We start from the raw sequence: 13,295 nt of genomic DNA on the forward strand, positions 1-13,295 counted from the left end.
GATCACGTTCAGTAGGGAGAGGACGACGCAGTCCTGAGAGATCGATAAGGGTCGTGACGGCGACGGCGTACGTCGAGCAGTACGACGATCTCGCCGACGGCGATGTCGTCTCGATCGACGAGTTTGATCAGGACATCGCCGAGCTATATCGAGGGCAGTCACTCGATAGAAACGAGTCTTCCTGAAGGATGGTGCGCTTTGGGCTATTTCGGCACCCCAGAACCGAACCGAAAATATTCTACGATAGCAACGGATTGAATCCAAGCTGGAAATTCGGTAAGACTGATCGGGTCGCGTATTCACTAGCCACAAGAATCCGATGTCGCGAAGAGATGTCCGCATAGCTGGACTATCGGCCATTTTTGTAATATCTTCAAATTGTAAATAATGCTTATGATTGTGTGGTCATCTCTACCAGATATGGGAGACGATGATACTCCGGGCAGCCGTGATCACGCTGATCTCTCGGGCGATGAATTGTTTCACGTACTCTCCGACGCGAGTCGGCGAACCGTGCTGTTTCACCTTCGCCAGCACAGAGTTGCGACGGTCGACGAACTCACTGACGTGATCGCAGAGATCAGTGGGGACGAACCCCAGGAGATCGAGCACGAACACCTACGCACGTCGTTACATCACAGTCAATTCCCCAAGCTCGTTGACGCCGGGCTTGTGACGTACGATCCGGAGCAACAGATAGCCGAGTCCACGAATCTTCACGGCGAAATCGGCGAGTGGCTTGACCTTGCAGTTCGCCATCAGATCCGAATCGAGAGCGTGCGCGAAACGCACAGTCAGCCCGACGAGCGCGAGGAGGTTCGGGTGTTGCTCGTCGACGACGAACCAGGACTCCCCGAAACGATCGGTGCCTACATCGAGCGCGAGAACGACGATATGACCATCACTACTGCGACGAGCCCCCTCGAAGCGGTGACGAGACTCGAGGAAGTGTCGTTCCACTGTATTGTGAGTGATTATCAGATGCCGGCGATTAGCGGTCTCGACTTTTTAAAAGCCGTTCGCGAAGAGGACGCGACCATTCCGTTCATTGTTTTCACCGCGAAAGGAAGTGAAACAGTTGCGAGCCAGGCGATCGAAACTGGCGTTACTGACTACGTCCAGAAAGGACCGGATACCGAGCGGTACGACGAGCTGGCAGCACGGATCCGCAAGGCAGTCGCTGCCGACTAACGCCGTCTATGCTCGAGACGAGCGCGTCGACTAGATCGCGGGCGGCCCCCAATACATCAATAAAGCTATATTTCTGTCACGAATGTACGCCGAAAACGTGTCTCGAAGGAGTGTGTCAGTGCCCTCTCGCAAACGCGCAGTGTCTGACCGCTGTGCGATCGATGATGTCCGTTTCGAAGCGTTTGTGCGAACGAAAAGCGACGAGCAGACCGCTGGAGTTGCCACACGGGGCACGACTGTTTTCTACCGCTTGCCCGGAACCGACCGGAACGCAGTCCTACCACGATGCCCCGAAACCGCCGCTGTACGACATTATGTAGATGACTAATGACCGATCAACAGACGAGCAACTGATCGAGCGGGTCTCGGATGCATGCTGTGCAGTGGATACCGAGGGACGCGTCACGTACTGGAACGACCGGATGGCTGCGTGGACTGGAATCTCGGCCGCTGACATCGACGGTGCGGTCGTGTGGGACGCTATCCCGGCGTTTCGCGGGTCAGCATTCGAGTCACACTGCCGGGACGCCATCGAAACACAAGGAACATACTCGTTCGAAACGCGACTCCGCGAGCCGGTCGACGTGTGGATCGAAGTGACTCTGTACGCCACCGGGGACGGGCTCACGATACTTGCCCGTGAAATCACCGAGCGCAAGGTACATCAGGAACGAGTCGGACTCGCCGAAACGTTGTTCGAGAACACACAGGATGCGCTCTTTCTCATCGATCTCGACGAGGACGAAGACGAGTTCCGGTTAGAACGCGTCAATCCTGCCTACGAACGCCACACGGGCCTTACCAGCGACGAACTCCGTGGACGGGGGTTACGAGACGTCTTCGGTCTCGAAGAGGGTAATTCCATCCTCGAGAAGTATCGAGAGTGTGTTGCCCGGCGTGAACCGATCGAATACGAAGAACTCGTCTCCGTCCCTAACGAAGGTCCTTACTGGGAGACGCGGATCGCCCCCGTTATCGTCGATGGAACCGTCGAGAAACTCGTCGGCGCGACGCGCAATATCACCGCCCAAAAGGATCGGGAGCGTCGGTACGATGCTATCTTCAACCAGACGTACCAGTATATCGGGTTGATCGACACCGACGGGACACTGCTCGAGGCCAACGAATCCGCACTCGAGTTCGGCGGTCTCGAGCGTGAGGCGGTCATCGGCCAGCCGATATGGGACACGTACTGGTGGCAGCTCGACGAGCACACTCAGACGCAGCTGAAAGACGCCGTCAGATCGGCTGCAACTGGCGAGTTCGTCCGATACGACGTCGAAGTACGAGGAGCCGATGAAACTGCCATCATCGACTTCTCGATTCGGCCGATCACGGACGAACGGGACGAGGTCGTCCTGCTCGTCACGGAGGGGCGAAACATCACGGAACACAAACGGCGTGCCCGGGAACTCGAGCAAAAACGGGAGTTTCTCAGACAGATCCAGACTGTCGCGGATATCGGCGGCTGGGAAGTCGATTTCCGAACGGAGACGATGCGTTGGACCGATGAAGTCCACCGTATCCACGGACTGCCAGCCGAGTACGAGCCGGCGATCGAAGACGGTATCGACTTCTACCACCCAGGTGATAGAGCGACGATTGTGGACGCGTTCGAACGACTGCAGACGACAGGGGAGGGCTACGATCTGGAGTTGCGGATCATCACGGCCACCGATGAGCAGCGCTGGGTTCGAACGCTCGGAGCACCGTGGTACGACGACGATGGCACCCTCATCGGTGCGCGCGGCGCGTTTCAGGACATTACCGAGCGAAAAGAGCGTGAGCGTGAACTCCAGCGGACTAACGCTCGCCTCGAGGAGTTCGCTTCCGTCGTCAGTCACGACCTTCGGAACCCGCTGACAGTCGCACAGGTTGCTCTCGAACTCGCTCGTGAGAGCGGCGCAGCGGAAGACTTCGATCGCGCCGAGGCTGCTCACAAACGGATGAACGCGCTCATCGACGATCTGCTGACGCTTGCACGGAACGGCCAGCAGGTCGACGAGACGCAGCCGGTCGTCTTGCGGACGCTGCTCGAGTCGGTCTGTGAGACGATTCCGAGCGACCGTGCGACCATCGACATCGCGCTTGCGGACTATTGTGTCGATGCCGACGAGGGTCGACTGCGGCAGTTAGTCGAAAATCTCCTCTCGAACGCGCTAGTCCATGGCGGCGACGACGTGACGATCCGTATCGGTCGGCTCGAGAGCGGTGACGGATTTTACGTCGCCGATGACGGACCCGGGATCCCACGTGCGATACGCGAGGCAATATTCGATCAGGGCTACTCGACGACGAGTGACGGGACAGGCTTTGGCCTTGCAATCGTCAAAGGTATCGTCGAAGCCCATGGCTGGACGGTCGATGTGACCGAAAGCGAGGAGGGAGGCGCACGATTCGAAGTGACCACAGCACAACGGAATCCGACGTGATGTGATGTGGCCGATGGCAGGTGTCTCCGGTATCTGGCTCGAACTCGAGGGAGAATTCACAGGCGATACAAGGCGGATGCCCCGACCCTTGAGGTCGGGGAGGAAGCCGACAACCGATGACACAAAATGTGCGCTTGAATCGCGGGACCTGAACGTGAGCGGGAAGCACGCACCCCCTGGCTCTACCGAGGCATAGAACGGGAGTCCACGCGAAAGCCTCGGGGTCGCCCAAGACGGCAAAGCCGTCTCGTGATGACGAGAGACCGAAGGTCTCTCGAACCACTTGACCCCGAGGCGATTTACCTAGTGGCTGTCCCGAAGAACCATGAGTTTCACCCGATGCACTCCATCGAAGTCTCGAAGCTCGTAACTCAACTCTCGAATCCGCACAACAGTGCCCCGACAGAACAGTGACTCGAGACACCACTCCCCCTGATGGGTATGGCTCGTATTGAGAATCACGTCTTGATACTCGTGTTGAACACTGTGAAGGACCTCTATGACTTCATGATGCCGGTAATCGAAAGCGACGAGTGCAATAACGTCGCCGGTCAACTCTTCAAGCCGCGAATGCGACTCGATGTACTCCTGCATCGCTTCTCGGACTGCCCGTGACCGATTGTCGATCCCTTCATCCTGCCAGACCTGATCGAACTCTTCGAGAAGTTCATTTGGAATATTGAAACTCGTTCGCATGGTCTATTACTTCGTCACCCCGGAGTAAGAGTCCCGACGCTAACGAAACTCCCGTTTTGGGAGTAACACCGTTATTCATTGCTTTCTCAGCCACCGAAATCGATGATGTTACACGGTGAACGCCGCCCGGTTTGGAATCGAAATTCAGCAGAGTAACAATACTCCTCCACCCTAGTGTGTCCAGCGTCTTTGATTACCGACCCATTATCCGACACTGTTATATGTAGCGGTCAAAGTCTTAACAGTGGTAGCTAATGTCGGATGTAGCTCTTACGGGAACAGGTATGACGTCGTTTGGATCGCATCCCGACCGGACGGGAAGGGACATGTTCGCAGAGGCCGGCCTCGCCGCCCTCGAGGACGCGGGTGTCCCTGCTGCGGACGTTGACGAACTCTTTTACGGCAATTTCGTCGGCACCCTTTCGGAAGGGCAAGGCCATCAGGGACCGCTCATGGCAGAAACGCTCGGGACGACCGCTCCCTCGCGGCGGATCGAAAGCGCGTGTGCCTCGAGCGGGCTTGCGGTCCATGACGCCGTCCGTGCGATCAGAAGCGGCGAGGCAGACGTCGTCGTCGCCGGTGGCATGGAGCGGATGACGAACATGGGCACGGCTGGCGCGACGAAGGGACTGGCCGGCGCGGCCGACGATCTCTATGAAGTCCGGTCGGGCGTCACCTTCCCCGGTGCGTACGCGCTGATGGCGCGGGCCTACTTCGACGAGTACGGTGGGACTCACGAGGATCTGGCTCACATCGCAGTCAAAAACCACGACAACGCGCTCGTCAACGACCACGCACACCTTCAGCAAGAGATCACGGTCGAGGACGCACTCGGCGCGCCCGAAATAGCGTCTCCCTTTACCCTCTATGACTCTTGTCCAATCAGCGACGGTGCGTCCGCGCTCGTCTTGACCTCGCCGGATTACGCCGACGAACACGGCCTTAACACCAATGTGGCAATCACGGGGGCCGGCCACGGCGGCGATACGATGGCGCTGCACGATCGCCAGTCGCTCTCGAAGACGCCCGCGACTCGCGAGGCCGCAGAAGAAGCTTATGACGACGCCGATATCGGGCCCAGCGACATCTCTCTCGTGGAGGTCCACGACTGCTTTACGATCGCCGAGGTTCTTGCCCTCGAGGCGCTCGGACTCTACAGCTACGGCGAGGCAATTGGGGCGGCCCGCCGCGGCGAGACGCGCCGCGACGGTGAGTTGCCGGTGAACCTCTCCGGCGGCCTGAAAGCGAAGGGGCATCCAGTGGGTGCGACCGGAGCCGCCCAGGTGGCGGCCATCGCGACGCTGCTCGATGGTACTCACCCGCGCGCTGACGCTGTTCCCAACAACGCAACGGTCGGTGTCGCCCAGAACGCCGGTGGCACGGTCGCCAGTGCGACCGTTCACGTCCTGGAGGTGATGGAGTAATGACTGACGTGACCAACGGCAAGTACGACGCGTTCCTCAACGCGCTCGCGGACGGCGAGGGCTACTACCTCACCTGCGAGAACGAGCACGGACTGCTGCCCCCACGGCGTGCCTGCCCCCACTGTGGCGACCGCGACTTAGCGGTGCGAGACCTGCCAGAATCTGGTGAGATCGTCACGCACACGACCGTGTTCGTGCCGACGCCGCAGTTCGAGGACGACGCACCCTACGTTACCGCCGTCGCCGACTTCGGCGGCGTGCGGCTCACGGGGATCATGCGGGACATCAATCAGAACGACGTCGAAATCGGAGACTGCGTCACCGCGACCGTCGAATCAAACGAGACGGCAGACGAACGAACGATCGTCTTTCGTCCAACGGAGTAAGACTAGCTGTAAGAAATAATCATTTCTGTATTCGTCACATGAACCTCATAGCACAGACCGATGTCGCAAGGGAAACGTACTGGGGAATCACCAGCGTCGAGTATGCGGTGTTTTACTTCCTTGCGTTCGTCACGGTTGCTGTCTTCACTTACGGTGTCTTCCATCGATTCGTCCGCTACGCCCAGGGAGACGACGAGTCGTTCCCTCGAGTCGATAATCTCCAGCGTCGCATCGTAAGCGCGGCCAAGATCGTCCTCTCGAACGAGAAGCAGTTCAACAGGGACCTCTACGGCGGGTTGATGCACTCGTTTATTCTCTGGGGGTTCCTGACGCTGTTTATCGCAACCTCCATCCTGATGGTCGAAGAGTACGCCGCGAAGAAGCTGCTCCATATCTCCTTCTGGAATGGAGACTTCTATCTCGCCTACCAGTTCATGGTCGACGCGATGGGGCTGCTGTTCGTCGTCGGCATCGGCATGGCCCTCTACCGGCGCTACTGGGTCCGCAACCACCGCCTCTGGGATCGTCACACCTCCGCCGAGGACGATCTGTTCATCTGGACGCTGTTCGCTCTCGGCATCGGTGGCTTCCTGCTCGAGGGACTGCGCGTCTACAGCGCCGGGATTCCCGACCACGAGGTCGTCAGCTTCGTCGCCTACGGGATGGCGCTTGGCTTCGACGCGCTCGGGCTGGCGACGCTCGGCCCCGCCCAGGCCGGGTTCAACAGAGCCGGACTCAACGTCGAGAACCTCCACTGGCTCGCGTGGTGGACCCACTCGCTGGTTGCGTTTTTCTTCATCGCGTGGATCCCCTACGCCAAGCCGTTCCACATGCTTTCGTCCTTTGCGAACGTCGTCACCCGCGACGAAAAAGCCGGGAAACGGCTGCCCAACGTCCCCTCGGATCTGGACGCGACCAACGCCGAGTCCATCGACGACTTCACCTGGAAAGAGTTGCTGGACCAAGACGCCTGTACCAAGTGTGGCCGGTGTTCGTCGGTCTGTCCCGCCAAGGCCTCCGATCGCCCGCTGGATCCGCGTAACGTCATCCTTGATCTAAAATCCTATCGCGAGGAGCTCGACGCCGGTGGCGAGGAACAGCCGATCGTCGCCGACGGCGGCACCTCGGTGATCAATGCCGAGACGATGGAGTCCTGTATGGCCTGTATGGCCTGTATGGACGCCTGCCCCGTCGAGATTGAGCACCTCAACAGCTTCACCCGGCTCAACCGCCAGCTCACCGATCAGGGTGACATCGACTCGAGCATGCAGGACGTCTTCCAGAACGTCATGCAAAACGGCAACACCTTCGGTGACTCTCCACGGAATCGCGGTGACTGGACCGAGGAACTCGAGTTCGACGTGTCCGACGCCCGCGAGGAGGAAGTCGACTACCTCTGGTACGTCGGTGACTTCCCGAGCTACGACGAGCGCAACAAGCAAGTCGCGCGGTCGCTGGCGACCATTCTCAAAGAGGCCGACGTCAGCTTCGGGATCCTCTTCGACGACGAGAAGTTCGACGGCAACGACATCCGCCGCGTCGGCGAGGAGTTCCTCTACATCGAACTCGCCGGCCACCACGTCGAGACCTGGGAAGACTGCGAGTTCGATACGATCGTCTGTACGGACCCCCACTCCTACAACACGTTCAAAAACGAGTACCCCGAGGTCGACTTCGAGGAGTTCGCCGACGACCCGATGATGCCCTTCGAGTACGACGAGCAATGGAACGCAGACGGCGAAATTGACGTTCTTCACTGGACCCAGGCTGTCGAGGAACTCGTCTCCGAGGGTCACCTCGACCTGTCGGGAACGGAACTCGACTACACGGTCACCTACCACGACCCGTGTCATCTCGGCCGATACAACGACGAGTACGAGGCCCCCCGCGAACTCATTAAAGCGACGGGCTGTAAACTCGACGAGATGCCCCGCAACCGCGCCAACTCCTTCTGCTGTGGTGGCGGTGGCGGTGGCCTCTGGATGGATTTCGAAGAAGAGCCCAAACCGAGTGAGGAACGGATTCGTGAGGCGCTCGAGGACACCGACGCCGGCAGCGGCGTCGAGAAGTTCGTCGTCGCCTGTCCGATGTGCATGACGATGTACGAGGACGGCCGCAAGACCGGCGGCTACGAGGACGAGATCGAAATCGTCGACGTCGCCGAACTCATCGTCGAGGCCATCGGCAAGACCGAGGAAGCAAAGGTCGAGGTCGCCACGGACTAAGAAGCTATAATCCTACCGCCGTACCGCATTCCAATACCAGACTCGGACGCTATCACCGAGGACGACGCAGACCGCCCGCTCGACGAACTGTTCTAATACTTGAGGTGACACCCTATCTGACTCGTTCTGAGACCGTTTTCTACGATCCTATCTCGAGTGCGTCGATTGCTTCCCGTGGCTCGACGTTGTAGTCAACGAGCCGATCGGCGGCGAGTTACCAAGCGTGTTCGGCGAGTTCGGGATCGGCCTGCTCGTGACATCCTCCGCGCCGTAAACGGCGCGGCTTCCCGTACCGCGGGTGGGATATTTACTGGTCTACGACACGACCTGTTCTCTCGTCTGAAACGTCCCGCTCTCGCGGTCGAACAGGTGTACCGATGGCTGTGCCACACAGCCGTTACTCCTATCCTCACCGTGAGGACTCGGAGTTATCTTCTGGCGCATGTTTTCCGCTCCGTTACAATCCGCGTTGGCTACCAACTCACACGACTCACAGACATACAGGCCACGTTCGACACGGTTCGACTTCGTCGCATCGCCACAGCGTGAGCAGGTCTTACTGGTATCCCACTCGTTCTCCTTCAGCACCTCGACGTCACGAATCTCGCCTTTGTATGCGAGGTACTGGTAGATGCGGTCAAACGCCCACGAGTGCAACTTCTTGTTCCCCGTCTTCCCCCAGTCGGACTCTCGAACGTCTTCGGGCCAACTCACTGCGAGCGTTCCAACACCGCGTTCGACACATTCGGTGATGATGGTGTCCGTGAGAACGTGGTAAAAATGCGTCTCGCGGTCTGCGAGTTTCCGACGCGCCCACATCGACTTCTCTGACGGGCCGTTCTCACCTTCGGTGTCGTACTCAGCCCGGGTGAAGTAGTGCTTGTCCTGTTTGAGCGAGTTGCCGGGGTACAGGACGTATTCGTTGGGGAATGCGACCGTGGCGATATTCGTGATGCCGAGGTCGATGCCTGCTACCCCGCCGCCTGCGGAGTCGTTGGTTTCGAGGTCGACTTTGCAGACGAAGTGTAGTTCCCACTCGTCACCGTTCCAGACGGCGCGAACGTTCTGCACTCGGGCGACTTCTGAGAGGTTGACATCTGGCCGGGTCTGGTACTCACAGAGGATGAAGTCCGACCAATTCTCTTTAAGGTTCGACCCTTTCGAGAGTCGGACACGGTTGTTCTCGGGATCGTGTTTGAAGCCGTCTGCTTTGAACGTGACCGTACTGCGCGGTCGTTCGTCACCGTGTTTGCGGTAGCCGGGCGGATTCGCCGTCTCGTCGTTCTGTCGTAGATCGAACCACGACTGGAAAGCGTCAGAGAGTTCTTCGATGACTTTCTGACTGGATTGTGCATTCAGGTCTTTCCAGCACGTTTGATTCTTCATATATGCCTTCAGCGTCCCTTCATCGGGTACCTCGCCGATTTCATCCCAGATGCGGTCGGCTGTCCAGCGTGCGACGTTCCAGATCTTCGAGGCGGCGTCTCCGAGCAAATCCAGGGCATCGCAGACCTGTCGCTGGTTCTGAATGGAACCAACATAGCTGCGAGTAACCTGAATCGCCATACATAGCCTATATAGACAATCCAACTTAGCGGTGTGGATTCACGTTAAATATCCAGCCTGCCATCGACTGTGGGTTGTGTACCCGAGTGACGCGATTCACGCCCGGCGTAAACGCCGGAATTCTCTCGCTGTTCAAAGATAGACATGCACTGCTCGAAGATGTATCGTAACTCTACACTGAAGGATGTGTGTTTGAGCAGTCGCTAGATCCGCGTCAGCCAACCCAGTTTGTCGGCGGCACAGCGACTGCACTCTGGGAGAGTGGTTTGTGACGTTTGAAGATACAGGTCACATTCAAGATTGCCGCAATCGTTGACACCAGGATACTATTGCTGGGAATCTCGACTTTTTACGCTTCAATTCCACTATCTGGGCTCGTTCCTTCCTAAACTGGGTTGGACCCGGGACTGATTGCGACCAGAAATCGACCCATCAGCCCCAGACTGATGGCCGTCAGCGTTCCAAAGATTAGGATCTGGGGCAGCGGCACAGGTTGTCCGTCGAGGATCATGTAGATTATCATCGCTAGGACCGCGCCGCCGAGCGTGGCGATTTTCACGAGCAGAACAGCGGTGAACGCGTATCCCCAGGGCCGACGGTTCCAGAGCCAGTAGGCCGTCAGGGCAAATGCGGGGATGATGATACCCAGGTCCAGCGAGTAGATGACTGACGTCGGGAGTCCCGGCTCGGCGATGCTCGCTGGTGTCGTCCCTGCAAGAGTCGCCGGCAGAATCTCCGAGAGCCATAGCAACGAGACTAACACGACCAGGAATAGCTGGAAGACGACGTAGGGGCGGACGGACGCCTCACCGAGGTCCCGTTTCAGCGCCGCCGCGTCGAGCCGGACCATCCCGCCGACGAACGTGAACAGCGTCAGCCAGAGCAACGTCGTATACACGAGGTACAATTCGTTGAACGCGGTCATGAACGCGTATGAGGCGTAGGTGTACAACAGGTAGCCAGTCACGCCAAGCCAAACGACGTAGCCTCGGAGCGACCCACGGTTTGCGTAATATAGCGAAACAGCAAGGGCTGGAACGCCAACCACGAGCGTTAACAGATCTTGTCCGTAGATCTGGGGAAGCAACACCGGGTCGTCGCGGTAAAAGTTCGGGACGAACAGTCCGACGGCTGTGGCAACTATCGTTAGGAGCAGCGTCGTGAGCGATGCGATACGGTACGAGCGGGGAATCGGTGGCCGGGACACGCTCACCATCTTAGTCGCTCCGATTAGCGTCGCGGTGCGCCAGCACGGCCTTGGACATGGCCGGTGACGGGGCTTTACATTCGACGGAGAGAATCATATATCGAAATCATCATTCTAAGATTGTATAATTGTAGGCGTGGCAGATTCCTGACTTATATGGGATCGATCATTCTCAGTTGCGTATCGAACAGTTTGTCAATCGATCTGACTCGTTCCTGTAAAAAGGCGATCACGTATCAGTTGGTGGAAGCGTGAATGAGAACGTCGCTCCCCCGCCGGACTTAGACTCGACCCATATTTCGCCCCCGTGGCGTTCTATGATACGCCGACAGAGTGCCAGCCCGATTCCGGTCCCGGAATGTTCCTCCCGGCCGTGGAGACGCTGAAACACCTCGAAGACGCGATCCTGCTGATCTGGATCAATACCGATACCCTCATCGTGAACTGAGATCTTCCACATCCGCCCTTGACGATTGGCTTCGACGTGAATTTTAGGTAGGCCATCCCCGCTGTACGTAATCGCGTTACTCAGAAGATTTTGGAAGACCTGACGTAGCTGATTGTCGTCACCTTTGACCCACGGCAAATCGTCAGTTGTAAGAGTGGTGTTGCTCTCCTCGATTTGCATCTGGAGATCCTTCTGCACATCCTCGAGGAGACGATTCAAATCGACCGGTTCTAACGGATCACCCTGTGTATCCACCCGCGAGTACTCGAGGAGGGCGTCGATCATCTCACGCATGCGTTCAGCCCCGTCGACGGCAAACTCGAGGAACTCTTCACCATCGTCGTCGAAGTCGTCTGCGTACCGGCTCTCGATAAGTTGCAGGTAACTCGAGACCATCCGCAAGGGTTCCTGCAGGTCGTGGCTAGCGGCGTACGCAAACTGCTCGAGTCGTTCGTTCGATTTTTCGAGTTCGCGCTCGTAGACTTTGCGTTCGGTGATATCCTGACCGATACCAATTACTCGAGCGATTCCCTCGTCGTTTTCGACGTGTTTTCCTCGGATGCGGAGCCAACGAGTCTCTTCGTCGGGCCTCACGACTCGGAACGTCTCGTCGAATGGCTCATCTGGAAGTTTATTGAAGTTCGTGCGGACGCGCTCGCGGTCCTCTGGATGGACCCATTGTACATATGCACCTGGATCGTCGTACAGCCGCTGACGACTGATACCCCAGATGTCGTCGAACGACGGGCTGATGTACTGGTATTCCATCGTATCCGGCGCGGTGATCCAGATAGTCTCTTCGATGTTCTCTACGACCATTCGGAACTCTGCTTCGCGCACCTTTCGCTCCGTGATGTCGCGGAAGTAGACCGAGAGACCTGTCTCGGACGGATACGCGTTAACTTCGAACCATGCGTCGAGGGGATCGGGATAGTAGAACTCGAACGAGGTCGATTCTTGCGTTTCCATCGCTTGTTCATACTCCATTCGGGGTTTCGAATCGGCCGCCCACTCGAACGTATCCCAGACGTCTTTGCCGACGAGGCCCTCCCCTGTGATATCGATCAACTCTTCTGCACGGTCATTTAGGTATGTGAACTCCCAGTTTTCGTTGAGCGAGTAAAATGCGTCCGAGATGCGACTGTGCATCTCTTTGAGTTCATTCTGTGTTTCCCTGTTTGCGATAGCCGAGGCGAGCACGTTGGCGACGCTCTGCACGAAGTTTGCGTCGTGGTTGGTAAACTCTCGTCGCTCGGTCGTATGCACTCCTAATATTCCCCACGGGTCCTCCACCGATCCGATAATGACACTAATCCCACTCACGACGTCATGACTGGTGAGTAGTTCGGGGCCGGAAAACCGTTCTGTAGTGTTGATATCACTAACAATGATCGGTTCTTCGGAGTTCAGCGTATACCCCGCCTGTGAGTCGAAATGAGTAGGGACCCTCACATTCCCGACAAGACCGTCGCGCCATCCGACACCCTGCCGGAGAAATACCTCGTCACCACCAGGGAGTAACTCGAAAACCTTCGCATACTCGACATTGAGCGTCTCCGCGACAGCAGCGGCAGCATCGTGCATCAACTGATCGAGGCCGTCAGTCTCGAGCGCCTGCTGTCCAAGTTCAGCAACGACCTCCTGTTGACGGACGCGAGTATGGACTTTAGAGTCCAGATCCGGGTCTGGAGATGACGTCATCTAAACGAGAAAGTGTCGC

10 protein-coding genes are annotated in these 13,295 nt (G+C 57.8%); 6 read left to right on the top strand and 4 right to left on the bottom strand.

Annotation, left to right across the window (positions count from 1 at the left end; translation table 11 throughout):
* Positions 1–53 precede the first annotated feature (53 nt).
* The 3 genes from E2L06_RS22810 to E2L06_RS16700 all read left to right on the top strand — a co-directional run bounded on the left by E2L06_RS22810 (position 54) and on the right by E2L06_RS16700 (position 3,623).
* Complete coding sequence (locus E2L06_RS22810) at positions 54–185, top strand: hypothetical protein (protein WP_283241365.1); 132 nt, start codon at positions 54–56, stop codon at positions 183–185.
* 235 nt (positions 186–420) lie between these two features.
* Entirely contained in the window at positions 421–1,191 is a 771-nt protein-coding gene (locus E2L06_RS16695; protein ID WP_138782787.1) for a response regulator, read from the top strand.
* 320 nt (positions 1,192–1,511) lie between these two features.
* Complete coding sequence (locus tag E2L06_RS16700; protein ID WP_138782788.1) at positions 1,512–3,623, top strand: PAS domain-containing sensor histidine kinase; 2,112 nt, start codon at positions 1,512–1,514, stop codon at positions 3,621–3,623.
* 303 nt (positions 3,624–3,926) lie between these two features.
* On the opposite strand, the gene E2L06_RS16705 is transcribed toward E2L06_RS16700, so the two are convergent.
* Positions 3,927–4,319, bottom strand: coding sequence for a CopG family ribbon-helix-helix protein (locus E2L06_RS16705; RefSeq protein WP_138782789.1), 393 nt, complete (start codon positions 4,317–4,319; stop codon positions 3,927–3,929).
* A gap of 254 nt (positions 4,320–4,573) precedes the next feature.
* Here E2L06_RS16705 and E2L06_RS16710 point away from each other — a divergent pair, with 254 nt between their 5' ends.
* Genes E2L06_RS16710 through E2L06_RS16720 form a run of 3 tightly spaced genes read left to right on the top strand, consistent with a single transcriptional unit; the run spans position 4,574 to position 8,354 of the window.
* Positions 4,574–5,743 carry a beta-ketoacyl synthase N-terminal-like domain-containing protein gene (locus E2L06_RS16710; RefSeq protein WP_138782790.1) on the top strand — a complete coding sequence of 390 codons (1,170 nt, stop codon included), beginning with the start codon at positions 4,574–4,576 and terminating at the stop codon, positions 5,741–5,743.
* Entirely contained in the window at positions 5,743–6,129 is a 387-nt protein-coding gene (locus E2L06_RS16715; RefSeq protein ID WP_138782791.1) for a Zn-ribbon domain-containing OB-fold protein, read from the top strand. Before E2L06_RS16710 ends, E2L06_RS16715 begins: the two co-directional genes overlap by 1 nt.
* A 38-nt stretch (positions 6,130–6,167) precedes the next feature.
* Positions 6,168–8,354 (top strand): (Fe-S)-binding protein, encoded by a 2,187-nt coding sequence (locus E2L06_RS16720; protein WP_138782792.1) that lies wholly within the window; start codon positions 6,168–6,170, stop codon positions 8,352–8,354.
* 315 nt (positions 8,355–8,669) lie between these two features.
* On the opposite strand, the gene E2L06_RS16725 is transcribed toward E2L06_RS16720, so the two are convergent.
* From E2L06_RS16725 to E2L06_RS16735, 3 genes are all read right to left on the bottom strand, one after another.
* Positions 8,670–9,920, bottom strand: a complete 1,251-nt coding sequence (locus E2L06_RS16725; protein WP_138782793.1) for an RNA-guided endonuclease TnpB family protein — start codon at positions 9,918–9,920, stop codon at positions 8,670–8,672.
* Positions 9,921–10,305: 385 nt separating this feature from the next.
* Positions 10,306–11,136 carry a hypothetical protein gene (locus E2L06_RS16730; protein ID WP_138782794.1) on the bottom strand — a complete coding sequence of 277 codons (831 nt, stop codon included), beginning with the start codon at positions 11,134–11,136 and terminating at the stop codon, positions 10,306–10,308.
* A gap of 220 nt (positions 11,137–11,356) precedes the next feature.
* Positions 11,357–13,276, bottom strand: coding sequence for an ATP-binding protein (locus tag E2L06_RS16735; RefSeq protein ID WP_138782795.1), 1,920 nt, complete (start codon positions 13,274–13,276; stop codon positions 11,357–11,359).
* Between the last annotated feature and the right edge of the window lie 19 nt (positions 13,277–13,295).

The sequence above is a fragment of the Haloterrigena sp. H1 genome (genome assembly GCF_005938085.1).
Classification (GTDB): Archaea; Halobacteriota; Halobacteria; order Halobacteriales; family Natrialbaceae; genus Natrinema.

Excerpts from the sequence above, each read along its gene's own strand:
- E2L06_RS16700 (WP_138782788.1), top strand. The coding sequence starts at position 1,512 with ATGACTAATGACCGATCAACAGACGAGCAACTGATCGAGCGGGTCTCG.
- E2L06_RS16715 (WP_138782791.1), top strand. The coding sequence starts at position 5,743 with ATGACTGACGTGACCAACGGCAAGTACGACGCGTTCCTCAACGCGCTC.
- E2L06_RS16710 (WP_138782790.1), top strand. The coding sequence starts at position 4,574 with ATGTCGGATGTAGCTCTTACGGGAACAGGTATGACGTCGTTTGGATCG.
- E2L06_RS16735 (WP_138782795.1), bottom strand. The coding sequence starts at position 13,276 with ATGACGTCATCTCCAGACCCGGATCTGGACTCTAAAGTCCATACTCGC.
- E2L06_RS16725 (WP_138782793.1), bottom strand. The coding sequence starts at position 9,920 with ATGGCGATTCAGGTTACTCGCAGCTATGTTGGTTCCATTCAGAACCAG.
- E2L06_RS16730 (WP_138782794.1), bottom strand. The coding sequence starts at position 11,136 with ATGGTGAGCGTGTCCCGGCCACCGATTCCCCGCTCGTACCGTATCGCA.
- E2L06_RS16695 (WP_138782787.1), top strand. The coding sequence starts at position 421 with ATGGGAGACGATGATACTCCGGGCAGCCGTGATCACGCTGATCTCTCG.
- E2L06_RS16705 (WP_138782789.1), bottom strand. The coding sequence starts at position 4,319 with ATGCGAACGAGTTTCAATATTCCAAATGAACTTCTCGAAGAGTTCGAT.
- E2L06_RS16720 (WP_138782792.1), top strand. The coding sequence starts at position 6,168 with ATGAACCTCATAGCACAGACCGATGTCGCAAGGGAAACGTACTGGGGA.